At 46.7% G+C, this 24,327-nt stretch carries 19 protein-coding genes, 1 tRNA gene and 1 riboswitch; of the genes, 18 read left to right on the top strand and 2 right to left on the bottom strand.

Going from position 1 to position 24,327, the window contains the following annotated elements; genetic code table 11:
* The first annotated feature begins 111 nt into the window (after positions 1-111).
* The gene (locus tag HMPREF9443_RS02115) at positions 112-1,935 is read left to right on the top strand and encodes a TonB-dependent receptor (protein ID WP_187363677.1); all 1,824 of its coding nucleotides are present in this window, start codon (positions 112-114) and stop codon (positions 1,933-1,935) included.
* 144 nt (positions 1,936-2,079) lie between these two features.
* Entirely contained in the window at positions 2,080-2,892 is an 813-nt protein-coding gene (thiD, locus tag HMPREF9443_RS02110; protein ID WP_009144849.1) for a bifunctional hydroxymethylpyrimidine kinase/phosphomethylpyrimidine kinase, read from the top strand.
* 70 nt (positions 2,893-2,962) lie between these two features.
* Here the strand turns inward: thiD and HMPREF9443_RS02105 are convergent, their stop codons facing one another.
* Complete coding sequence (locus HMPREF9443_RS02105; protein ID WP_040564753.1) at positions 2,963-4,351, bottom strand: NAD(P)-dependent oxidoreductase; 1,389 nt, start codon at positions 4,349-4,351, stop codon at positions 2,963-2,965.
* 14 nt (positions 4,352-4,365) lie between these two features.
* Positions 4,366-5,058 carry a serine O-acetyltransferase gene (gene cysE / locus HMPREF9443_RS02100; protein ID WP_009144847.1) on the bottom strand — a complete coding sequence of 231 codons (693 nt, stop codon included), beginning with the start codon at positions 5,056-5,058 and terminating at the stop codon, positions 4,366-4,368.
* 370 nt (positions 5,059-5,428) lie between these two features.
* Between cysE and HMPREF9443_RS02095 the strand changes: the two genes are divergently transcribed.
* The 16 genes from HMPREF9443_RS02095 to meaB all read left to right on the top strand — a co-directional run bounded on the left by HMPREF9443_RS02095 (position 5,429) and on the right by meaB (position 24,053).
* A complete protein-coding gene (locus HMPREF9443_RS02095; RefSeq protein WP_009144845.1) occupies positions 5,429-6,739 on the top strand; it encodes an amidohydrolase in 1,311 nt (436 codons plus the stop codon).
* Positions 6,740-6,768: 29 nt separating this feature from the next.
* A complete protein-coding gene (locus HMPREF9443_RS02090) occupies positions 6,769-7,575 on the top strand; it encodes a DUF3100 domain-containing protein (protein WP_009144844.1) in 807 nt (268 codons plus the stop codon).
* Positions 7,575-8,021, top strand: a complete 447-nt coding sequence (locus HMPREF9443_RS02085; protein WP_009144843.1) for a hypothetical protein — start codon at positions 7,575-7,577, stop codon at positions 8,019-8,021. The genes HMPREF9443_RS02090 and HMPREF9443_RS02085 overlap by 1 nt, the downstream gene beginning before the upstream one ends.
* A 136-nt stretch (positions 8,022-8,157) precedes the next feature.
* Positions 8,158-8,604 carry a hypothetical protein gene (locus HMPREF9443_RS02080; protein ID WP_009144842.1) on the top strand — a complete coding sequence of 149 codons (447 nt, stop codon included), beginning with the start codon at positions 8,158-8,160 and terminating at the stop codon, positions 8,602-8,604.
* A 3-nt stretch (positions 8,605-8,607) separates the two neighbouring features.
* Complete coding sequence (locus HMPREF9443_RS02075) at positions 8,608-8,895, top strand: hypothetical protein (RefSeq protein ID WP_009144841.1); 288 nt, start codon at positions 8,608-8,610, stop codon at positions 8,893-8,895.
* Between the two features lie 103 nt (positions 8,896-8,998).
* Positions 8,999-9,073: transfer RNA gene (locus HMPREF9443_RS02070), tRNA-Gly, on the top strand.
* A gap of 177 nt (positions 9,074-9,250) precedes the next feature.
* Positions 9,251-10,534 carry a trigger factor gene (gene tig / locus HMPREF9443_RS02065; protein ID WP_009144840.1) on the top strand — a complete coding sequence of 428 codons (1,284 nt, stop codon included), beginning with the start codon at positions 9,251-9,253 and terminating at the stop codon, positions 10,532-10,534.
* A 36-nt stretch (positions 10,535-10,570) separates the two neighbouring features.
* Complete coding sequence (clpP, locus tag HMPREF9443_RS02060) at positions 10,571-11,164, top strand: ATP-dependent Clp endopeptidase proteolytic subunit ClpP (protein WP_009144839.1); 594 nt, start codon at positions 10,571-10,573, stop codon at positions 11,162-11,164.
* Between the two features lie 25 nt (positions 11,165-11,189).
* Positions 11,190-12,440 (top strand): ATP-dependent Clp protease ATP-binding subunit ClpX, encoded by a 1,251-nt coding sequence (gene clpX, locus HMPREF9443_RS02055; RefSeq protein WP_009144838.1) that lies wholly within the window; start codon positions 11,190-11,192, stop codon positions 12,438-12,440.
* A 123-nt stretch (positions 12,441-12,563) separates the two neighbouring features.
* Entirely contained in the window at positions 12,564-14,897 is a 2,334-nt protein-coding gene (lon, locus tag HMPREF9443_RS02050) for an endopeptidase La (RefSeq protein ID WP_009144837.1), read from the top strand.
* A complete protein-coding gene (yihA, locus tag HMPREF9443_RS02045; protein WP_009144836.1) occupies positions 14,890-15,540 on the top strand; it encodes a ribosome biogenesis GTP-binding protein YihA/YsxC in 651 nt (216 codons plus the stop codon). Before lon ends, yihA begins: the two co-directional genes overlap by 8 nt.
* Positions 15,541-15,545: 5 nt before the next feature.
* Positions 15,546-16,583 (top strand): AbrB family transcriptional regulator, encoded by a 1,038-nt coding sequence (locus tag HMPREF9443_RS02040; RefSeq protein ID WP_009144835.1) that lies wholly within the window; start codon positions 15,546-15,548, stop codon positions 16,581-16,583.
* Positions 16,584-17,212: 629 nt separating this feature from the next.
* Positions 17,213-17,387: riboswitch (cobalamin riboswitch) on the top strand.
* Between the two features lie 398 nt (positions 17,388-17,785).
* A complete protein-coding gene (locus tag HMPREF9443_RS02035) occupies positions 17,786-18,208 on the top strand; it encodes a conserved domain protein (RefSeq protein ID WP_009144834.1) in 423 nt (140 codons plus the stop codon).
* 238 nt (positions 18,209-18,446) lie between these two features.
* A complete protein-coding gene (locus tag HMPREF9443_RS02030) occupies positions 18,447-20,672 on the top strand; it encodes an acyl-CoA mutase large subunit family protein (protein WP_009144833.1) in 2,226 nt (741 codons plus the stop codon).
* Complete coding sequence (gene scpA / locus HMPREF9443_RS02025) at positions 20,672-22,867, top strand: methylmalonyl-CoA mutase (protein WP_009144832.1); 2,196 nt, start codon at positions 20,672-20,674, stop codon at positions 22,865-22,867. Before HMPREF9443_RS02030 ends, scpA begins: the two co-directional genes overlap by 1 nt.
* A gap of 10 nt (positions 22,868-22,877) precedes the next feature.
* Positions 22,878-24,053: a methylmalonyl Co-A mutase-associated GTPase MeaB gene (meaB, locus tag HMPREF9443_RS02020; RefSeq protein WP_009144831.1), complete on the top strand. Its 1,176-nt coding sequence runs from the start codon at positions 22,878-22,880 to the stop codon at positions 24,051-24,053.
* Positions 24,054-24,327 lie beyond the last annotated feature (274 nt).

Below are 24,327 nucleotides of genomic sequence, written 5' to 3'. Positions count from 1 at the left end.
ACAAGCATCCTTAAAAGTGTTATAAATTTATATTTGTTAGATGTTTTATGCACATGAGAGGATGAGTATATTATGAGAAAAAGTTTTGCCAATTCCTTTGTAGCCACATTTATGGCTGCAAATATTTGCCTTGCAGTCCCGGCTTTTGCCGACAGCCTGCAGACATACAATCTTGATACGATGGTTGTTACCGCGCAGCGTGAAAGCAAGCGTGATGTTGATACGCCTGCTTCCGTTACAACCGTTTCCCAGAAGCAGCTTGTGGAAACCGGTGCTTCTAATCTTTTTGATGCCCTGCGCCTGCAAAGCGGCGTAACTACCTATTCCTATGGCGGCAGCCAGTCCCTTGGCGGTATGAACGCAAAAATCCTGATGCGCGGTGCGAATAAAGGCACTGTGGTAATGATTGACGGTGTACCTGCCAACATCAATGAAACATATTATCTGGATTCCATTCCTGTAGAATCTATTGCTCGCGTAGAAATAGTTAAGGGCGCTGCTTCTACTCTTTACGGTTCCGAGGCTTCTACCGGTGTTATCAATATCATCACGAAAAATAAAATGCCTAACACCTTATCTCTGACTAAGGGTGAATACGGCAGGGAGAAGGCAGCACTGACATTGAATGCTAATAAGCTGAACTTTGCAGTAGCGCTGGAGCAGAGTGACCCGATGAAGGGATACAGCAGTAATTATAAGCAGATTAATGATTTAAACAAAAAGTCCTTTACCGCAAGCTATAAGTTTGATGATAATTGGAGTTTTTCACATCAGCACAATGACAGCAAGTATTCCTATGATCAGTATGACAAAACCTGGAGCAAGCTTACTGAGGATGCGAATTACCACTATATTGATGATTTTTCACGCTTACAATATAAGGATGACAGCGTGAGTGCCAATTTGTTTTATAACCGCAGCAACCGCAGAAATCAGACTTACAATGTTACGGGCTCTAAATGGACCAAGTCCGATCATTTACGCTTTGATACCATAGGCCTTGATCTGCAAAAGCAGATTACCGGTAAATTCGGTGATGTTATTGTTGGTACGACGGTTTCCCGTGATTCCTATAAAAATGATATTACCGTAGCCAAAAATATTAAACCGGGTACGAAGATTAACGAATTCAGAACGAATTATGCTGTGTTTGCACAGCTTTCCAAGGATCTTGGTGCAGGCTATACTGCTACAGTAGGTGCCCGTGAAACTGTTGTAGAGGCCAATAAGCGTTACAATGCTTTTACTCCGCAGTTTGCTTTGCTGAAGAAGCTGGATAACAACAGCAGCTTATATGCAAATGCGGCAAAATCTTTTAAGATGCCTACATTTACCCAGATTTACGGCGGTGGTGGTGCCAACTTTGCGGCTAATCCTTTACTGGAGCCTGAAGAAGGCTGGACCTATGAGTTCGGTTACAAAAAGACATCTAATACAAGCATGTTCAAAGCTGCTTTGTATTATATGGATTTGGATACTATTGAGTACGAAGGCAAGGGAACCAGCTCCAATCCGTATGTGACACGTAATATGTCCTTTAAAAACAAAGGTCTGGAAATGACCTATGAGAAGGATTTCGGCAGCAAATACAGCTATTCTCTGGGCGCTAATTTCTGCAATCCTATGGGTAAAAATAAAAAAGGCGTATGGGAGCGTAAATTTGCACGCGAGCAATACAATGCCGGCATTAAATACCATGATGCTAAGTTCAATGCTGCGCTGACAGGCATGTTTACTACGGACAGAGCCAGCGGCTGGGGCGATTTGCTGCCGGTAAACTTTATTGCCGGCTATAAGTTCGATAAGAGCAGCAGTGTAGAGCTTGGCGTGGAAAATATCTTCGACAGGGATGATATCGTAAGCAATCCGGGCTCCGCTACCAAGTATTACTGCCTGCCGCGCATGGTGCATGTGACCTATACTTATACATTCTAAACATAAATAGGTTGCTATGTTTCTAGGGCGTTTTGTTTGCAAAGCTTTTTATCTGACTATATTAAATATCCATAAATTGAGCTTATTCAGATGCCAGTCGATAGGTTATAATGATTACATTATTAAAGTGAAGGAGTGTGTCTTATGACCTTGATGAATAAAGCATTGACAATTGCTGGCAGCGATACAAGCGGCGGCGCCGGTATGGAAGCGGATATTAAAACTATGGAGGAGCTGGGCGTTTATGGTATGCCTGCCTTGACCTGCATTGTTACTATGCATCCTACTACTTGGGAGCACAGCGTATTTCCGTTGCCGTTGGATTTGGTAGAAAAGCAGCTGGTGACAGCGATTGAAGGCGTTGGCATCAATGCGATGAAAACCGGTATGCTGGGCAGTGCCGAGCTGGTAGAACTGGTTGCAGCTACGATTGATAAGTACAATTTGCAGAACGTTGTAATTGATCCGGTTATGGTCTGCAAGGGCTGTGACCTGATTCTGGTGCCGGATGCGGCAGAATCTATCAAAAAGCTGCTGATGCCGCGCTGCGATATTATTACCCCGAATACCGTGGAAGCTGCTTATCTTGCAGATATGCCTGAGGTTACTACCGTAGAGCAGATTAAGGAAGCAGCAGAGAAGATTGTTGCTGCCGGTGCGAAGAGCGTTGTTATCAAGGGCGGAGAGCGTCTGAGCGACAATTCCGCAATTGATATTTTTTACGATGGCAAGGAATTCACAGAAATGGCTGTGCCGAAAATTTATCCTTCCTACAACCATGGCGCAGGCTGCACCTTCTCAGCAGCAATTACCGCAGGCCTGGCAAACGTCCTTAGCATGAAGGAAGCGGTACTTCAGGCAAAGAAATTTGTCACTGCTGCGCTCAAGCATGGCTTTGCTATCAATAACATTGTCGGCTGCACCAATCATACCGCGTATAGAAAATATAGCGAATAAAAGAAATAAAACCGTCATTTCCTCAGACTATTGGGGAAATGACGGTTTTTTTTGTATGCAAAAATGCTTATTACAGAGTAGTGGAATCCATAGTGCAGTCTTCCAGCAGCTTTTTAGCATCAACATATTGCGCAATGCCTGCAGCTACCTTCTTAGATTCTTTCATTGCCAAAACGACGGTAGCAGGACCATGTACCACATCACCGCTGCTGAAAACGCCGGCGCGGGTAGTCATGCCGTAGGGACGGTCACGGGTGATAACAAAGCCCTGTTTATCAACCTGAATACCTTTAGTGGAAGAAACAATACGTGCTGCGGGTTTCTGGCCTACTGCGAGGATAACGCAGTCGCAGGGGATAAGCTCCTGACCGCCTTCTGCGATAAACTCACCGGTTTCGGTTTTGGTGATGTTTTGCAGCAATAAGCCGGCTAATTCGGTTTCGTCCGCTGCCGTAGCCTGTCGGCGGATATTCTTTAAGGCGCGCATCTGCTTCTTGTTGAAGTAGGCGATAGGTTGCTTCAGGAAGCGGAACTGTACACCTTCGGCAACAGCGGCTTCATATTCAGATGGAAAAGCAGAAATTTCAGCTTCCGTTTTGTGGTAGACGATGGTGACGTTTTTGGCACCGCGGCGGATAGAGGTGCGGGCCGCATCCATAGCCACGTTGCCTGCGCCGACAACGATAACGTTGTCACCGGTGTGCAGCAGTGTTTCGCTGGCATCCAGCTTGCCTCCGTCAGCCAGTACCACCATACGCAGGAAGTAGGTTGCTGTCAAAATACCGGACAGTTCCTTGCCGGGGATGTCCAACGTGCGCGGCAGAGAGGTACCTGTGCCCATGAAAATTGCATCATAGCCTTGGGCAAAAAGGTCATCTACGGTAAAATCTACGCCGGCAAGCTGCTTGGTGCGGATTTCCACACCGATATGTTGCAGCTCGCTGATTTCACGGCGGACAACATCCTTTTGCAGACGGAATTCCGGAATGCCGAAAAGCAGTACGCCGCCGGGCTCGCTTTGTGCTTCGAAAATAGTAACATCGAAATCCATTTTGGCCAAATCGCCTGCTACAGTAAGACCTGCCGGGCCGGAGCCGATTACGGCAACCTTACCGCGCAGCTTGCTTGAAGGTTGCGTGGACTTTAAATCATTGTTGTGGGCAAAGTCGGCAATGAACATTTCCAGACTGCCGATTTCGATACCGCATTTCTTTTTTGTCAGCACACAATGTGCTTCGCACTGACGCTCATGCGGGCAGACACGTCCGCAGATAGCGGGCAGATTGCTGCGTTCGGAAATAATTTCGTAAGCCATACCGATATTACCTTCGCTTAAGGCACGGATAAAGCCGGGAATATTGTTTTCAATCGGACAGCCGGTGCGGCACGTAGGGCGCGCACAATTCAGGCAGCGGCGTGCTTCCTGAATGGCTTCTGCTGTGGTCATTGTTCTGCTCATTTTTCTACCTCTTTTTAGTCAGAATGCTTACCTTGAGTGTCATAAATAAGATTTTCCAGTTCTTTGAGGCGGCCGTTAATTTCTTCCATGTGCTTGGCGAGCAGCTCTTCATAATCTGCTACCGGATCAGGCAGTTTATCATGGTTCAGGTCAATCATGCTTTCGGCATCATTGTTGGAGGCAATACGTACACCGTTGCGTGTTACAACACGTCCGGGTACACCAACAACGACGGAATTGGGCGGAACCTCTTTAAGAACTACGCTGCCGCTGCCAATTTTGGAATTGTCGCCTACCTTGAAGGAACCGAGTACCTTCGCACCGCTGGAAACAACAACATTGTTGCCGATGGTGGGATGGCGCTTACCTTTTTCCTTGCCGGTACCGCCAAGGGTAACTCCCTGATAGAGCGTAACATTGCTGCCAAGCTCAGCGGTTTCGCCGATAACAAGTCCCATGCCATGGTCAATGAAAAGACCGGGGCCCAGTGTAGCACCGGGATGGATGTCAATACCGGTAAGAAAACGGGAAAATGTATTAAGCAGGCGTGGGAATACTACCCAGCCTTTCAGATAAAAGTGATGCGCTATACGATGGAGCCAGATGGCATGTAGCCCGGGATAACACAGTGCGGCCTCCAGTCTTGTTTTTGCGGCCGGGTCGCGCAGCATAATGGCATCAATATCTTTTTTCATCTGAGCAAACATGTCAAGACTCCTTTCCTTATATTATATCAACATGTGCTGTAGTTGTCAGCAGTCAACTGTTTTAAGCCGGATTCTTTCTGCCGACAAATACCATTTTTATATTTTAGCACAGATGTCGGTAAAAGGTAAACAGAAAAACTGTAAAATTTAGCAAAAAAGTAGGGAGTAAACATTTTAGAGCATATATTTAGTGGACAAAATTCTGAAAAATAGCTAATATTGCATCAAATTGCACATTATAAGGTAATAATTTTTTTAGCGGATATTCTTATTTGACTTTACCTATAAGTATGATATAATTGAGTCAAATACTTAAATTTTTTTATTAATGTACGTGTCAAATAGACAGGTACGTTGGAGGCGCACTGAAATGACAAAAGAAATTTTAAAAGAAAAGGCATGTGCGGCAATTGACGCATATGCGGACAAGATAAAGGCAATTTGTGCCAGCATCAACGATGAACCGGAATTAGGCTTCAAGGAAGTCAAAACCGCTGCCAAGGTTGCGGAATTTATGCGTGACCTGGGCTTGGAGCCGCAGACCGGCTTGGCAATCAATGGTGTTAAGGGACGTGCGAAAGGCGGCAAGCCCGGACCGACAGCAGCCGTTTTAGGCGAGCTTGATGCAGTAGGCTGCCCTACAAGTCCGAAGGCGGACCCGGCAACAGGCGCTGCGCATGCCTGTGGCCATAACCTGCAGATCTCCACCATGCTGGCAGCTGCCTGCGGTATTGTAAAATCCGGTGTTTTACCGGAGCTGGCCGGTGATGTGGTGTTCTTCGGTGTTCCTGCTGAGGAATATATCGAAATTGCGTACCGCAAAAAATTAGTGGAGTCTGGCAAGCTGCATTTTATGAGCGGCAAGGGCGAGCTGATTTATGAAGGCGCTTTTGATGATATTGATATGGCTATGCAGATGCATGCTGATAAAAATATGCCGAAGCCTACGGTTTCTGTCGGCGAAAGCAGCAACGGCTTTGTAGGTAAAACTGTTCGCTATATCGGCAAAACAGCCCATGCAGCCGACGCTCCGCATGAAGGTGTCAACGCGCTGAATGCTGCTTGTCTGGGACTTATGGGTATCAACGCTTTGCGTGAAACCTTCCGCGAGCAGGACGTAGTGCGTGTGCACCCGATTATTACTAAGGGCGGTGACTTTGTAAATTCTGTGCCTGATGATGTACGCCTGGAGCTGTATGTGCGTGCAAAAACCATGGATGCTATTGATTCCACACATACGCGCGTTGACGCAGCACTTAAGGCTGGCGGCGATGCTGTCGGCGCACAGACCGTTATCGAAACACTGCCGGGCATGTTCCCGCTGAGCTGCAACAAGCGCATGAATGAACTGTTTGCAGCAAATGCGAAAATTGCTTATCCGGATGTAGAGATAAAGGATGCCGGTCATTTCAGCGCATCTACCGATATGGGTGACGTATCACACCTGATGCCTGTTATCCATCCGTTTATCGGTGGTACGGACGGCCTGCTGCATACACCTGACTTCCATATGGTAGATTTTAATGCTGCTGTGCTGTTGCCGGCTAAAGCCTTTGCCATGATGCTGATAGATTTGCTGTATGATGATGCGAAAGAGGCTAAGGCTATCCTGGCTGACTTCAAGCCGATTCTGACCAAGGAAGAGTATATTGCGAAATTGGAGAGCTATTTTAATAAGTAAAATAGAAATAATTTGTGGGAGGGAATGTAATGAAGAACATTAAATTACATGCCATAATTCTGGCGCTGATCATTGTTTCCGAGCTGATCGGCACTCATCCCCTGAAGTTCGGTATCGGTCGTATCGTATTGTTGCCGATGCTGTACGCTCTGCTTTTGGGTATTTTGACAACACCTAAATTTTTGAACCTGTCCGGCAGAAAGGAAATGCTGGATGCCAGCAGTCTGGTCGGCGTAACGCTGATGCTTTTGATGGCACGCTACGGTACGCTGGTAGGTCCTACCCTGCCGAAGATTCTGGCAGCTTCTCCGGCGCTGATTCTGCAGGAGTTCGGTAACCTCGGTACTGTGCTTTTAGGCGTACCTGTTGCTGTTTACCTGGGCCTGAAGCGTGAAACCATCGGTGCTGCGCATTCTATCGCACGTGAGCCGAACGTTGCGCTTATCGGCGAAAAGTTTGGTCTGGACAGCAGTGAAGGCCGCGGCGTTATGGGCGTTTATATTGCCGGTACTGTTTTCGGTACTATTTTCTTCGGCCTGATGGCCAGCGTTGCTGCTTCCGTACTGCCGATTCACCCGTATGCATTGGCTATGGCCTCCGGCGTAGGCTCTGCCAGCATGATGACGGCTGCAGTGGGCTCTTTGGTTGCTATGTATCCTGATATGGCTGATCAGCTGGCAGCCTTCGGCGCAGCAAGTAATATGCTTTCCGGTCTTGACGGTTTGTATATGTCCGTATGGCTGGGCTTGCCGATGACCGAATGGCTCTATAAGAGATTCTATAAGATAAAATATGGCGTACTGCCAGAAGCTGATAAGAAAGGAGAGGAAGCATAATGAAAATTAAAGATACAATTATCATTTTGGCTATTGTAACCTTCATGAGCTTGTTCTCCAACGTATTGGGAACCAAGGCTGATATTATCCAGTCTATTCCCGGCCTGCTGATTTTGGCGGTTATTGCTTTTGTCGGCATGCTGTTGTCAAAATATATTCCCGGAGGTATTCCGGCTGCGGCATGGGTTGTAACACTGGGCTGTATTCTGACTATCCCCGGCGTTCCCGGCAGTGATATTATCAACGGCTATGTAAAAAATGTCGGCTTTGTGGCCTTATGTACCCCGATTCTGGCTTATGCCGGTGTATCCATAGGCAAGGACCTTGATGCCTTTGCCAAGACCGGCTGGCGCATTGTTATTCTGGCAATCGTTGTCTTTGTAGGCACCTATATTGCCAGCGCGATTATCGCTCAGTGCATTTTGAAGGCTTTGGGACAAATTTAAAAGAATTGCTTTTGAACCGGCATCAGCTTGATGCCGGTTTTTTAAAAGTTTGAGACTTATTGTATACATGCTTTTTTGTTGAAATAATCTGCAAGTTAGAGTAAAATATGACTATAAACCATGAGGAGGTATCAGTATGTCTGAAATCTTAGCGGAAGCAACTTTTCCGAGCGTAATCCATAATAATGAAGTTTGCGAAGAAATCGTTAAATGGGGCAATAAAAATGGTTTCCCTGTACAAAAAGCAAAATTATATAATAAAATGAATGGTTATGTAGGCTTTTCTCCTGATAATTATTTCATTAAAGCAACCCGTCTGCCGCCTGTTCCCGGTGGCTGGAAGGTTGTTGTAGAAAAATATGAGGCTGAAAGCCGCATTATTCCTTTGAATGTTAAGCCCGGTACCAATGAAGTTAACCGTTTCATTCTGAAAATGATGGATGAATATGTTAAGGAAGGCCTGAAAATGGAGCTGAGTGACGAGGTTTATGAATCCTACGGCACTTATCTGCGCGATTTGAAGGTTACCGGTCACACTGTATTGATTAACACCTTTGAAGACTTTATCGAAAACATGCGTTAAGCTATGGCCGGTGTTTTAGAAAAACAGCTGGCGCGGGCGCTGGATATGCGCCTTGCGGTTTTCGCATCCAAGGCAGCAAGCGGCAGCCTGCTGCAGGATGAAATGTCTTTGCGCGCCGCTGCCTATATGGCCAGCGAAATCATTATGCCTTGCTGCTGCATTATGTGCAACAAGGCTAAGCTGGAAGCATTGCTGTCACAGACGAAGCTTTGTGCGGAAAACCAGGAATTAACGCAGCGTCTGGCGGCGCTTGTCTATGATGATTTGGCGCGTTGTAATGGGTTAGGATAGGGCTGAGAAAAAAACTTGAAAAAAATCTCAACTTTTTTCAAAAAAGGTGTTGACAAAAGTCGCCTGATGTCTTATACTTATATTCGTTGCTGATGCACACGATGCGGAAATAGCTCAGTGGTAGAGCACCTCCTTGCCAAGGAGGGGGTCGCGAGTTCGAATCTCGTTTTCCGCTCCACTTAAAAATTTGCCCGACAGATTGCTTCTGTCGGGTTTTTTGGTATTGTCAAGAAGCGAGCATTGTGATATGATATTATGAGCGATTTGTGTCAGCACATTTTCGCTAAGGAAAGCTGACAGTTTAATCCGATTATATTATTTTTTACCCACATAAATTTAAGGGAGGATTTTATTAATGAACGTTACTGTTGAAAGAGTAGAAAATGAGGCAACTTTAAAAATTACCGCTCCGGCTGCTGAGGTAAACGCAGGCTATAAAAAGGCTGTACAAAAAATTGCTGACCAGGCAAATATCCCTGGCTTCCGTAAAGGCAAAGCTCCGCGTGCTATCATTGAAATGCACTATGGCAAAGAAGCTGTAAAACAAGAAGCTTTTGAAATCGTTGCTAACAAAGCATACAGCGAAGCTCTGAATCAGGAAAAACTGATCCCTGTATCCGATCCTAAAGTTGAAGAATCTACCTTCGAAGAAGGCAAAGATATGGAACTGACCATTAAAGTAACCCTGAAACCGGAACCGGAACTGGGCGAATACAAAGGTCTGCATGTAGAGAAAAAAGAAGTTGAAGTAACCGACGAGCAGGTTGACGCTCAAATTAAAGACATGATGGGCCGCGACGCTAAAATGGTAGTTGCTGAAGAAGGCGCTGTAATTGAAAAAGGTGACTTCGCTATCATCGACTTTGCAGGTACTGTTGACGGCGAACCGTTCAGCGGCGGTGAAGGCAAAGGCTATCCTCTGGAAGTTGGTTCCAACTCCTTCATCCCCGGCTTCGAAGATCAGCTGGTTGGCCTGTCTAAAGGCGATTCTACTGACGTAGAAGTAACCTTCCCGGAAGATTACTTTGTTAAAGACCTGGCTGGCAAAGAAGCTATCTTCAAAGTAAACATCCAAGACGTAAAACGCAAAGAGCTGCCGGAACTGAACGACGAATATGTTGCTTCCAAGACCGAATTCAAAACTGTAGAAGATCTGCGTGCTAACTACAAAGAGCGTATGCAAAAAGCTGCTGAAGCTAACGCTAAAGCTGAATACGAGCATGAACTGATTGACCTGGCTGTAGCTAACGCTAAATTCAGCGTTCCGGAAATCATGATCGAAGACAAAATCAGCCAAATGGTTGAAGAAATGAAAATGAGCCTGGAAAGCCGTAAAATGAGCCTGGATATGTACATGCAATACACCGGTCTGGACATGGCTAAAATCCGTGAAAACCAACGCCCGGTTGCTGAAGAAAACGTTAAGACCGATCTGGTTCTGGACGCTATCGCTAAAGCTGAAGACATTCAGGTTGACATGGCTGACGTTGATGCAGAAATCGCTGCTATTTCCGCACAACACGGCGCTTCTCCTGAAGAAGTTAAGAAAATCATCAAAGGCAACGGCACCATGGGCTTGCTGCTGGCTAACATTCTGCGCCGCAAAGCTGCACACGTTGTTATCGACAGCGCAAAATAATTTTAGGTTATACTTACAGTAAAGGAGTGTGACAAAATGAATTATGTGCCTATCGTTGTTGAACAATCTAGTCGTGGAGAACGTTCCTATGATATTTATTCACGTCTTTTGAAGGATAGGATTGTTTTCGTTACCGGTCCGATTGATGACAATATGGCAAATGTTGTAATTGCTCAGTTATTGTTTCTGGAGTCCGAGGATCCGGACAAAGACATCCATCTGTATATTAACAGCCCCGGCGGCAGCGTAAGCGCCGGTATGGCTATTTATGATACGATGCAGTATATTAAGCCTGACGTTTCTACTATCTGCATGGGCATGGCTGCCAGCATGGCATCCGTGCTCCTGGCAGCAGGCGCGCCGGGCAAACGTTTTGCATTGCCGTATTCCCGTGTTATGATTCATCAGCCCTTGGGCGGTGCACAGGGACAGGCAACGGAGATTGAAATCCATGCCCGTGAAATTCTGCGTATCCGTGAAGAAATGAACCAGGTTCTGGCAAAGCATACCGGTCAGACAGTGGAAAAAATTGCTGCCGATACCGAGCGCGATCATTATCTGACAAGTAAAGAAGCTAAGGAATATGGCCTGATTGATGAGGTTGTTTCCCGTAGTAAATCTGCAGAGTAAGATATACTATAAGGAGATTTAAAATATGAATTTTGATGAAGGACATGATGGAAAACCATGCTGTTCCTTTTGCGGCAAGCGTGAAGGTCAGGTAAAAAGACTGATTTCCGGTCGTGGAGTATTTATCTGCGATGAGTGTGTCGACTTCTGCAAATCCATGCTTGACGAGGAAAAAGAAAGCGATGCTGCCGAGCAGTTGGCGAATGCAGCTGATCTGCCGAAGCCTCAGGAAATCAAGGCAATCTTAGATGAGTATGTTATTGGTCAGGATGAGGCTAAAAAAACCTTGTCCGTAGCAGTATATAATCATTACAAGAGAATCAACTACGAAATCCAGAATCCGGAGTCCAAGCGCGACCTGGAGCTGCAGAAATCCAATATTCTGATGCTCGGTCCTACCGGTAGCGGCAAAACACTGCTCGCCCAGACTCTGGCAAAGATTCTGCAGGTTCCCTTTGCTATTGCTGATGCTACTACCTTAACGGAAGCAGGCTATGTAGGCGAGGATGTTGAAAACATTCTGCTCAAGCTTATTAGCAATGCCGATTATGACATTGAAGCTGCTCAACGCGGCATTATCTATATCGACGAGATTGATAAAATTGCCCGTAAATCCGAAAACGTTTCCATTACCCGTGATGTTTCCGGTGAAGGTGTTCAGCAGGCTCTGCTGAAAATCCTTGAAGGTACTGTTGCCAGCGTTCCGCCTAAGGGAGGACGTAAGCATCCGCATCAGGAGTTTATCAATATTGATACAACCAATATCCTGTTTATCTGCGGTGGTGCCTTTGCTGGACTGGAGCATATCATCAATGCCCGCGTAGGTAAGAAAAACCTGGGCTTTGGTGCTGATATCCGCCGTAAGGAAGAGGTTGATAACGAGGCTGTATTTGCCAAGGTATTGCCTGAGGATATCATGAAGTTCGGTATTATTCCGGAATTTGCAGGACGTATGCCGGTAGTAGTAACACTCAATCCGTTGGATGAGGCTGCCCTGGTACAAATACTGACTGAGCCGCGTAATGCTTTGGTTAAGCAATACCAGCGTTTCCTGGAAATGGATGGCGTGGAGCTGGAGTTTGAACCGGGTGCTCTTACTGCTATTGCTGAGGAAGCATTGAAACGTAATGCCGGAGCGCGTGGCCTGAGATCTATTATTGAATCCACCATGCGTAACGTAATGTATGATGTTCCTTCCCGTGATGATGTAACAAAGTGCATTGTTACTGAAGCTACTATACGCCAGCATTGCGAGCCGCAAATGCTTACAAAATAACAAAATATCTAAGGGGGAAGGATTATTATACCTTCTCCCTTATTTTATCGCTATGGCAAGTATGCCTGTGTGCGTACTGCCGATAAATTTCTCTCTTGTTTTGGGAGCTTAAGGAGGGATTATATGGCTAATTTGATAATTACAAAGCCCCTTCTTGCTTTGAGGGGCGTCTTGATTTTTCCGGGCATGATTGCCAATCTGGATGTCGGCCGAGAAAAATCTATAGCTGCTATTGACGCAGCCGAAGGTACGGATAAGCAAATTATTCTGGTTGGGCAAAAACAGCCTGAGCAGGAAAATGTTGCTGCCGATGATTTATATGAATGGGGGGTTCTGGCTAATATCAAGCAAAGGCTGCAGCTGCCTAACGGTGCTGTGCGCTTGCTGGTAGAAGGCCTGGAGCGCGTACATGTGCTGAATGCGTTAGAGGTTCATGAGAATGAGCAGGATTTCTTTGTCGGTGAGGTAGAAGTAGTGCCTGCTGACGATGCGGTCGATGCCGAAGCAGAAGGCCTGCGCCGTCTGCTGCTGGATGCCTTTGAGCAATGGGTACTGCTTACGAAAAAGGTTAATCCCGATACGGTGCAGTCGCTTAAATCTCGTACTGATTTAAGCAAGGTGCCTGATATTATTGTCGGCTATCTGCCGCTGTCTTTGACCGAAAAGGAAGAGCTGCTGGAAATGGCGCCGCTGAAGCTGCGTCTGCGTAAATTATACGAGATTCTGGTGCGTGAGCAGGAAATTGCCGATGTAGCCAAAAATATTTCCGAGCAGGTACACCAGCAGGTGGAGCAGAATCAGAAGGAATATTATCTGCGTGAACAGATTAAGGCTATTAGCAAGGAGCTTGGCGAAAACGAAGACGTGCAGGCAGAAATCGCTGACTACAAGGAGCAGATGTCCAAGCTGGAAATGCCGCAAAACGTTGCGGAAAAAATCAATAAGGAGCTGGGACGTCTGGCGAAAATGCCGTCGATGACGCCGGAGGGAGCGGTAATCCGCACCTATATTGATTCTTTGCTGGCATTGCCTTGGGGCAAATTTACTAAGGATAATTTTGACCTGGATAAGGCTCAGGCTGTTCTTGATAATGACCGCTACGGCCTGAAGAAGGTTAAGGAGCGCATTCTGGAGTATCTGGCAGTACGTGCATTGTCCAAAAGCACACGCGGCCCTATTCTGTGTCTGGTAGGACCTCCGGGCGTAGGCAAGACCAGTTTGGCAAGCAGTATTGCCAAGGCTATTAAGCGTAAATTTACTCGCGTTTCTTTGGGCGGTGTGCGTGATGAAGCGGAAATCCGCGGTCATCGCCGTACCTATATCGGTTCTATGCCGGGACGCATTATTCACGGTATGCAGGCTTGCGGCTGCATGAACCCGGTATTCCTGTTGGACGAGATTGATAAAATGGCTTCTGATTTTCGCGGTGATCCGGCTTCAGCGCTGTTGGAGGTGCTTGATCCGGAGCAGAACAACAGCTTCAGTGACCACTTTATTGAATTCCCGTTTGATTTGTCGCATGTATTCTGGATTGTAACAGCTAATGCCGTAGATACTATTCCGCCGGCTCTGCTGGACCGTCTGGAGATTATCCAGCTGAGCAGCTATACTGATGAAGAAAAGGTTAAGATTGCTCAATTGCATCTTTTGCCGAAGGAGCTTAAGCTGAACGGCTTGGAAAAATATAAGGTAAGCGTCAGCGAAAAGGCTATCCGCCGTGTAATTCACGACTATACCAGGGAAGCAGGCGTGCGTAACCTGGAGCGTAAGCTGGCAGGCATTTGCCGTAAGGTTGCGTTCAAAATCGTCAAGGGCAAGAGTAAGGGCGCTCAGGTAACAGAAAAGAATCTGGAAAAATATCTGGGACCGGTTATTTACCTTGATGATGATATCAGCCTGAAATCAAGTGTCGGCGTTGCCAATGGCCTGGCATGGACCAGTGTCGGCGGCGAGCTGCTGAAGGTAGAGGTGCTGGCGTTTAAGGGCAAGGGCAACCTCACGCTTACAGGTCAGCTGGGCGATGTAATGAAGGAGTCGGCTCAGGCCGGTTATACCTATATCCGCAGCCGTGCGGAAGCGCTGGGGATTGCAGCCAACTTTGGTGAAACGATGGATATCCATATCCACCTGCCGGAGGGCGCTGTGCCCAAAGACGGACCGTCTGCCGGCGTAACAATGGTTACTGCCATGGTATCGGCGCTGACAGGTAAAAAGGTTAAAGGCAAGCTGGCGATGACCGGCGAAATTTCCCTGTCCGGCAAGGTATGGCCTGTCGGCGGTATTAAGGAAAAAATGCTGGCGGCTTATCGCTATGGCGTAAAGACAGTACTGCTGCCGAAGCGCAATATGCAGGATCTGGACGAGCTGCCGGAAAATATTCGTAAGGAAATGCAGTTTATACCTGTTGAGCATCTTGATGATGTTTTGAAGCTGGCATTGGAGGATAAAAATGAGTAAAGATAATTGGGATATTATCCGTGCTAAATATGTGGCCTCTGCAGTACGTGCAGACCAATATCCGCAGCCTGCTCTTATTGAGGCTGCCTTTATCGGCCGCAGTAATGTCGGTAAATCGTCGCTTATCAATTCACTCTGCCGCCGCAACGGCCTGGCACGCGTAAGCTCTACTCCGGGAAAAACGCAGACCATCAACTTTTATGAGCTGGAGGCTAAGCGCGTAGTTGAGGGTGAGGATGAAAGGGCATCCTTTTATCTGGTAGATTTACCCGGCTACGGCTTTGCTAAAACAAACCATAATAATAAGGACCAATGGTCCGGGTTTATCAGCAAATATTTATCCGGCAGTGAAAACCTCGGTGTTGTCTGCCAGCTGATTGATATCCGCCATAAGCCTATGGACAGCGATATGGAATGCTTTAACTGGCTGCGCAGCTGCGGCCTGAAGGTACAGGTTGTACTGACAAAATCCGACAAGCTTTCTAAAAATGCGGCAATGTCCCAAAAGGCACTCTTCAAGCGTGAAATGGGCCTGAAGGAGCATGAGATTATCACTTATTCCTCCTCACAGCATACAATGCGCGGCGAGCTGATTGAGCGCATCATGAATGCTTTATCCGCTAACGGTGTAGAGCAGGAGTAAAAGCTATGTTTTTAAACCGCTTATTGCTTTTTATCATGGCGCTTTGCCTGGGAAGCCTGCTGGTACGCATGCATCTGCCGATACCGTTTTTGCTGGGCGGCCTGCTGACTGCTTTGCTTTGTAAAACTCTGACACATCGCAGCGACGTAAGCTGGCCTAAGCAATGGCGTGAATATGCATTGATGGTTGCAGGCTACGGTATCGGTTCTACCTTTACAGCCGACACTTGGAATAACTTTCTGGCTGAGCTGGTTGGTGTAGCGGAAGCAACGATAGTTATTTTGGCTGCCAGTATTGCCTTGGCCTTTGTTACGGCAAAGCTGGCGCGGGAAAACCTCAAAAGCTGCATTATGGGTATGCTTCCCGGCGGCATGACGCTGACGATGTTGCTTTGCGAGGACGACAAGGAGGTCAATCCTAATGTTGTCATGGTAATGCAGATTCTGCGTCTGCTGGGTGTAGTTATTACTGTGCCGTTTCTTGTAATCTGGCTGCTGAACGCGCAGGTGACGGGCAGCAGCGTAGCATTGCCCAATCATGGCGGAGTGCATTGGCTTGTTGTAGTGCCATTGTCTATATTGGGCAGCTTTATAGCAACAAAAATACATATGCCGACGCCGAAACTGTTAGGACCGATTTTGGCGACGGCTGCATTTTCCGTCTTTGACGGCGGTGTGCAGCCTGTGCCTTTTTGGCTCATGGCGGCGGCGCAGGCCAGCATCGGTCTGTTCATGGGTATGCAGCTTGATGCGGACCGCATCGTAAAAACAGAAAAAATGGTGCCCTATATTCTTATCGGTACGGCGATACTCATTGTTGTGAGTATCGGTATGGCTAATGTGCTTTCCGCACGCTACAGTTTTTCGCTGGTAACGGCGTTTCTGGCGATGGCGCCGGGAGGTATAGCCGAAATGTCTTTAGCCGGTATGAGTATGGGTGAGAATGTTTCGATTATCCTGACCTATCAGCTGGTGCGTGTGCTGGTGATAAATATCTTTATCCCGCCGCTGCTGGCATGGTGGTTTAAGGCTAAGCAGGCATAATTTTAGAGGATTGCAGAAAAATTTTTCATGATTTAAGAAAAATTTTTCTAGCAGTCCTCTTTGCTTTTGTATGTAAAATCCTTGTAAAATAGCATGGTGCAAGGCTTTGAAGCATTATAAACATCTATCGGGACATAAAAAGTCCATAGTGGACAAAAACGTCATAAGGTGTTATACTTAATGCATGTTAAGGCAAGACCTTAAAATAAAGCAGAAGGGATGATATAAAAATGACTTTTGAAAAATTTGTTGAAACTCTGTGCAACTTTAAATGGTATATGATTCACTGATCTCGGGAGGTGAGAATAATGCTGGAAAAATTTGTCAAAGCTTTATATGAAATGAATTTCTACTATATCCATTAACAGGTGGTATAAAAATGAAGATTGCTAAATCGTAAGAACGCTTGCAGCTGAGCTGTAGGCGTTTTTTATTGCCTTAAAGCCGGTTGCGGCTGATATAATAGATTTTTTATTGTATTATATGTAAATTAAACACAAAGAACAGTTAATCAGAAATGGATGCAGCTACACATAAGACTGATATATACATGGAACGAAAACACAAAAATAAAAATCAATGAAAAAGGTTGACAAGATAAATAGTAACTGCTATAATTAAGTCAACAAGTTGATATTGATATTACAGGTGCGAATGCTCAATAGAGAAGCCGGTGAAAGTCCGGCACGGTCCCGCCGCTGTGACGTGGAGCGTGTTTTGTTTATACCACTGGAGGGGTCCTCTGGGAAGGTGAAACACGTGAAGAAGCGAAGCCAGAAGAACTGCCTGTAAGATGCATCGTCGTTTGACCTGCGAGAGACGGGGAGAGATGTCGTAGAGCTGTAGTATAGGCTTGTGCGCCTAGTAGCTTTTGATATTTCACCGTTTTTCAAAAGTCCTGCCCATATTGGGTAAAGGATTCTTTTTGAGAAACGGTTTTCTGTTTCTTATGCCATTGAAGGTCATGTGATGGCTGTGACCTTTTGGAGAGTGGCCGGGCCATCGATGTTATCTGTCATACTTGTCCGCGATACTGGACATATCGTGTTTTTCAAATCCCATTCTCAAATTTTTCTTTTAGCTGAGAACATTTCCTTTCTCCTCTCAAGTACGACAGCGTAGGGGTGCGCTGTCGTGCTGACAATCCAGCCATCACAAATGTGGTGGCTTTATTTTTTGCTGTTTAAAGGGAGGTTATTGATATGAAAGAATTATATTTGGCAGGCAAAATTGCTGAACTGCTAGCAGCCTTTGAAGGTATGAAAGGCGTTGAAGAAGTTGTTGCCGGACGTGCTAAAGCCAGCGGTGAGCTGGAAGTAAAGTGCGTACGTGTGCAATATAACCCCAAAAAGACAGATATCTGCGAGCTTTTGAAAAAATACTTTAATGAAGGTGTAAATCCCTATATCATCGCAGAAGATCCTTTGGAACAGGCTGCTGTTATTTACAAGGCTGCCGAAGATGTTCCGCAGATTGAATACTATGCCCGTTTTATGCAGAACCGCGGCGCAGAGCCGGGTGCTGCTTTAGGCAACATGATTCTTAATGATACTATGCCTGAAGAAAACGAGCTGCGCAGAGTCCAGATTAATTACGGACGTCTGCAGGAGTTCCTGGCAGATTAAACTGCCTGTTATTTTGTTATATACGGCCTGGACAACCGTGACCGTGTATATAAATGCTGTTTGCTTCTTAAAATCTATCCAAGCAAGGATGCGGCACATGTCCCCTGATGACCGGGTGAGAGCGGTCGGATAGCAGCTGCATCAGCAGACGAGATTGGCTGGAGGTGATATGCGTTTCAGCTTGGTGCTGTGAGCTTTTTCACAGTAATGATTAAATTATTAAAGGAGGATTATTTGAATGGCTGATGAACAACAAAAAACTGCAGCAGTCGTTGATGGCGAAAGACCGTTGACAGACAAAGAACTGGAAGCCATGTTGCGTAAGTCAGAGAAAGTAACCGAATTCCCGGAGGTAACTTTTGATGAATTTACCGAACCCACCTGGGATGAATGGGTGGAGGCATGTAATGCACTGTTGAAGGGCAAACCCTTTGACAAGATCATGTATACAAAAAACTACGAGGGCATTACCTTTGACCCGATTTATACTCGTAAAGGCACTGATGCAATTCTGCCGACCAACGATTATCCCGGTATGGGCGATTTCCTGCGTGGCGCAACTGTTAACGGTTATGTACACGAGCCTTGGGGCATTGCACAAGCTTGCGATGAAACCCTGCCGGCTGAAAACAACGAGCTGCTGAAGGAAGAAATTTCCAAGGGCTCCACTGTTTACAATATCAAACTGGATACTGCAACCAAAAACGGCGTAGACGTTAAAGATGCAGAAAAACCCGGCGATATTGGCGTGAACGTTACTACCGTTGAAGATATGAGCGTTCTGCTGGATGGTCTGAAACTTGACAAATATCCTATTATGATGTACACCGGTGCCGGCGCTAAAAACCTGCTGGCTCTGACTGTTGCTGCTCTGAAGGGTGCAGGTCATGATGTAAAAACCCTGCGCGGCGTTATCGGCGGCGACCCGATCGGCGAGCTGGTAAAAACCGGTAAAACCGAAACCTCTCTGGATGCTTTGTATGATGAAATGGCTGAAACCATTAAATTTGCTAAAGCTAATACTCCGGAGCTGCGCACTGTTTTCATCAACAGTGATGCTTACACCGATGGCGGTGCTGAAGCAGTACAAGAGGTTGCTTACACCTTTGCTACTGCAGTTGAATATGTACGTCAAATGCAAAAACGCGGTGTTGAACTGCACGATATTGCTAACTCCCTGTACTTCTGCTTCAACCAAGGTGCTAACTTCTTCATGGAAATCGCAAAACTGCGTTCCCTGCGTATGATCTGGGCAGCTATTATGGAAGCATTCGGTGCTGAAGAAGCAGACCGTGCTATTAAAGTTCATGGCCGTTGCGCTCGCTTCACTAAAACCGTTGTTGACCCGTATGTTAACATGTTGCGTAACTGCACCCAAACCTTCTCCAGCGTTGTAGGCGGCGTTTGCACTTATGACAATCCGCCGTTTGACGAGCTGATCCGTAAAGGCGACGTATTCTCCCGTCGTATCGCTCGTAACCTGCATGTAATGCTGCAAGAAGAATTTGGTATGCTGAGCCCGATTGATGCTGCTGGCGGTTCCTGGGGCATTGAAACCCTGACCAAGCAGATTACCGAAAAAATCTGGGCTGAGTTCCAAAAGGTTGAGGAAATGGGCGGCATCATTAAAGCTCTGGAAGCCGGCTATCCGCAAGCACAAGTTGCTGACGTTCTGGCTAAGCGCTTCAAAGCTCTGGAAATGCGCAGCGATCGCGCTGTTGGCGTAAACATGTACCCGAACATGACCGAAGAACCGCTGGAGCGCCGCGAAGAGGACACTCCGAAACTGAAGAAAGAACGCGAAGCTGCTGTTGCTGCTTACGTTGCTGACATCGACACCAACTACCTGGCCGGCAAGCTGGCTGCTGTTGAAACTGTTGAAGGCGCAATCGAAGCATTCAGCAACGGTGCTACTATCGGCCAGGTTGCTGCTGCATCCTGCAAGGCTGAAGCTCCGGAAACCGTTGAAGCAATCGCTGCTCATCACTGGACCGAGCGCTATGAAGCACTGCGTTTCGAAACTGAAGACTATGTTAAGAAAACCGGCAAAAATGTTGAAGTATTCCTGTGCAACATGGGACCGATTCCTCAACATAAAGCTCGTGCCGACTTCTCCACCTCTTTCCTGCAGGTTGGTGAATTCAACGTTCATCTGAACGATGGTTTCCAAGACGGCGAAGATGGCGATCAATACGAAAAATGCCTCAAAGCTTTCAAAGAAGGCGACTACGATGTTGCAGTTATCTGCTCCACCGATGCTACCTATCCGGAAATCGTTCCGAAACTGGCTCCGATGATTAAAGCAGCTATGAAACCGTCCGCTACTCTGTTCCTGGCCGGCGCTGCTCCAAAAGACATGGAACAAGTTTACAAAGATGCTGGCGTTGACGATTTCATCAGCGTAAAAGCTAACTGCTTCCAAACTCTGAAGATGCTGCAAAAGAAGAAAGGGATGATTGAATAATGAGCATTAATCCGGATTTCACTAAAGTAGCCCTTCCTGATCATCCTTCTTGTTCTTATGACGAATGGAAGAAAAATCTGGAAGAAAAAATGGGCGAAAATTATGATGCCCTTTATGATACTACCTTGGAACGTATTCCTAAAGCTCCGCTGTACACCAAGGATATCTATGATAAATGTAACCATTTGGACTTCATGAGCGGTATTCCTCCGTTCCTGCGTGGTCCTTACTCCACAATGTATGTATTCCGTCCGTGGACTGTACGTCAATATGCAGGTTTCTCCACTGCGGAAGAATCCAACGCATTCTATCGTCGTAACCTGGCTGCAGGCCAAAAAGGTCTGTCCATCGCGTTCGACTTGCCGACTCACCGCGGCTATGACGCTGATAACCCGCGTGTAGTTGGTGACGTTGGTAAAGCAGGCGTATCTGTTTGCTCCATGCTCGATATGAACATCCTGTTCTCCGGTATTCCTCTGGATCAGATGTCCGTATCCATGACTATGAACGGCGCAGTACTGCCTGTACTGGCATTCTTCATCGTATCCGGTGAAGAACAAGGTGTTGATAAATCCATCATGGCCGGTACCATTCAGAACGATATTCTGAAAGAGTTCATGGTACGTAACACCTACATTTATCCGCCTGCTATGTCCATGCGTATCATCGGTGATATTTTCGAATATACCACCAAATATATGCCTAAATTCAACAGTATTTCCATTTCCGGTTACCATATTCAAGAGTGCGGCGCAACCTGCGACCTTGAATTAGGCTACACTCTGGCCGATGGTATGGAATATATCCGTACCGGTGAAGCTGCAGGCCTGCCTGTAGACGCATTCGCAAAACGTCTGTCCTTCTTCTGGGATATGGGCAAAAACTACTTCATGGAAGTTGCTAAAATGCGTGCTGCTCGTGTTCTGTGGGCTAAGATTCTTAAGAGCTTCGGCGCTAAGAACCCGAAATCCATGGCACTGCGTACTCACAGCCAGACTTCCGGCTGGTCTCTGACCGAACAGGATCCGTTCAACAACATCTCCCGTACTTGTATGGAAGCTATGTCTGCTGCTCTGGGCCATACCCAATCCCTGCATACAAACGCACTGGACGAAGCTATCGCACTGCCGACCGACTTCTCCGCTCGTCTTGCTCGTAACACCCAGCTGTACATCCAGGATGAAACCAAAGTCTGCAAGATTATCGATCCGTGGGGCGGTTCCTACTATGTTGAATACCTCACCAACGAAATCATTCGCCGTGCTTGGGCTCATATCCAGGAAGTTGAAGCACTCGGTGGTATGGCAAAAGCTATTGCAACCGGCCTGCCGAAAATGCGTATCGAAGAGTGCGCAGCCCGTCGCCAAGCTAACATCGATAGCGGTAAAGAAACCATCGTTGGCCTGAACAAATATCGTCTGGCTAAGGAAGATCCTCTGAACGTACTGTCCATCGATAACACCGCTGTACGTAACGCTCAGATTAAACGTCTGGAAAAACTGAGAGCAGAACGCGACAACGACGCTGTTGCACGCGATCTGGAAGCTATTACCCGCGCAGCAGAAACCCGTGACAACGGCAACCTGCTGGAAATGGCTGTACAAGCTGCTCGCGACCGTGCTTCCCTCGGTGAAATTTCTGACGCAGTTGAAAAAGTATCCGGTCGTTTCAATGCTGTAATCCACACTGTATCCGGTGTATACTCCAGTGAATTCAGCGGCAACGATGACATGGAAAAAGCTACCAAACTGGCTGATGAGTTTGAAAAACTTGAAGGCCGTCGTCCTCGTATCTTCCTGGCTAAAATGGGCCAAGACGGTCATGACCGCGGACAAAAAGTTCTGGCAACCTCCTTCGCTGATATGGGCTGGACCGTCGACGTTGGTCCTCTGTTCCAGACTCCGGAAGAATCTGCACAAGACGCTGTAGATAACGACGTTGATATGGTTGGCTTCTCTTCTCTGGCTGCAGGTCATAAAACCTTGCTGCCGGCAATCGTTGAAGAACTGAAGAAACGTGGCCGTGAAGATATCATGGTATGTATCGGCGGCGTAATTCCTGCACAGGATTACGACTACCTGTATGAACATGGTGCAGCAGGCATCTTTGGACCTGGTACCAACATTCCTAAGTGCTGCATCCAATTACTGCAAATGTTGGTTGACCGTGCAAAAGCTGAACACGCTGAAGACTGAGGTGATATAAATGCCTGAAACTGGTGAAAAAGATATTAGGCCGAGTTGGGTACCCCTGAAAAAAGATCCTAACTTTGCCTGCTCTGTAATGGGCGGGATTGACAGTGCCGTAAACGCTGTCAGCGAGGAGAAGTATAACCCTGTGGATAAAATTAGGAAATTCCCCTTGAGGAAAAAGCCTAGTCCGGAAGAGTTAATAAAAGGAGTCAGTGAAGGCGATCGTAAAACCTTATCTCAAGCTATTACTCTTATAGAAAGCAATGCACCGAGGGATTTTGATAAAGCACAGCGTGTCCTGCAGGCTCTTCTGCCGCGTACAGGCAAAGCTTTGCGCATCGGCATTTCCGGTGTACCGGGTGCCGGCAAAAGTACCTTTATCGAGTCCTTTGGCCAGATGCTGTGTCATCAGGGCTACAAGGTCGCAGTTCTTGCTGTCGACCCTACCAGCTCTATTACCGGTGGCTCTATTTTGGGTGATAAAACGCGTATGCAGATGCTTTCGCGTGAACCAAATTGCTTTATCCGTCCGTCCCCTGCAAAGGGTACCTTGGGCGGCGTTGCCCGTAAAAGCCGTGAAACCATGCTGCTTTGCGAGGCTGCAGGCTGTGACGTTATCTTAGTAGAAACCGTAGGTGTAGGCCAGTCCGAAATCACTGTCCGTTCGATGGTTGACTTCTTTATGCTGGTAGTACTGACCGGTGCCGGTGATGATCTGCAAGGCATCAAGAAAGGCATCATGGAGGTTGCCGACGCTATCGTTGTCAACAAAGCCGATGGTGACAATCTGCCGAAAGCTATTGTTACCCAGGGTGAGTATGAGCGTATGATTGAATTCATCCGCCCTGCTACCGAAGGCTGGAAAACTCACGCCTACAGATGCTCTGCTTTGACCAAGGAAGGCCTGCTTGAGCTTTGGGCAGTAATGCGCAAGTTCGAAAAGGTTACCAAGGAATGCGGTTCCTTCGACAGACGTCGTAAATCGCAGACTATTTCTTGGGTTAACAGCATGATTGACGAGCATTTACATAACCTGTTCTTTGAAGACCCGATGATTAAAGGACGCTTACCGGCAGTAATGGAAGCAGCTGTTAATGGCGTGGTATCCCCAAGTCAGGCTGTTACCGAGCTGATTAATGCCTTTGATATTGATCGTGCTTCAATGAGGCATCGCAATCAAAACAAATAAAGTCTGGCAAGAAAGCACCCAGTGGTGATTTTTGACCGGCAAGCTAAAGGCTGTCATTGATGAAGCTTCATCGGTGACAGCCTTTTTGTTTTTTATAATGGCTTATAGGTGCTGCAAAACATTAATATAAAAGTGTAAAAACACAATGTAAAACAAAGCGGGGCGTGAGAATTTTTAACCTAAAAAGAGTAAGAGATGCTAATTCTTTTATTGTCAACAAATAAGCGCCTCTTTAGTGATATAAGTTCTTACAATATTTTTTTCGAGAACTTTT

Origin of the sequence: Phascolarctobacterium succinatutens YIT 12067 (assembly GCF_000188175.1) — a bacterium.
GTDB classification, from domain to species: domain Bacteria; phylum Bacillota; class Negativicutes; order Acidaminococcales; family Acidaminococcaceae; genus Phascolarctobacterium_A; species Phascolarctobacterium_A succinatutens.
This window is presented reverse-complemented; position numbering and strand designations above follow the sequence as displayed.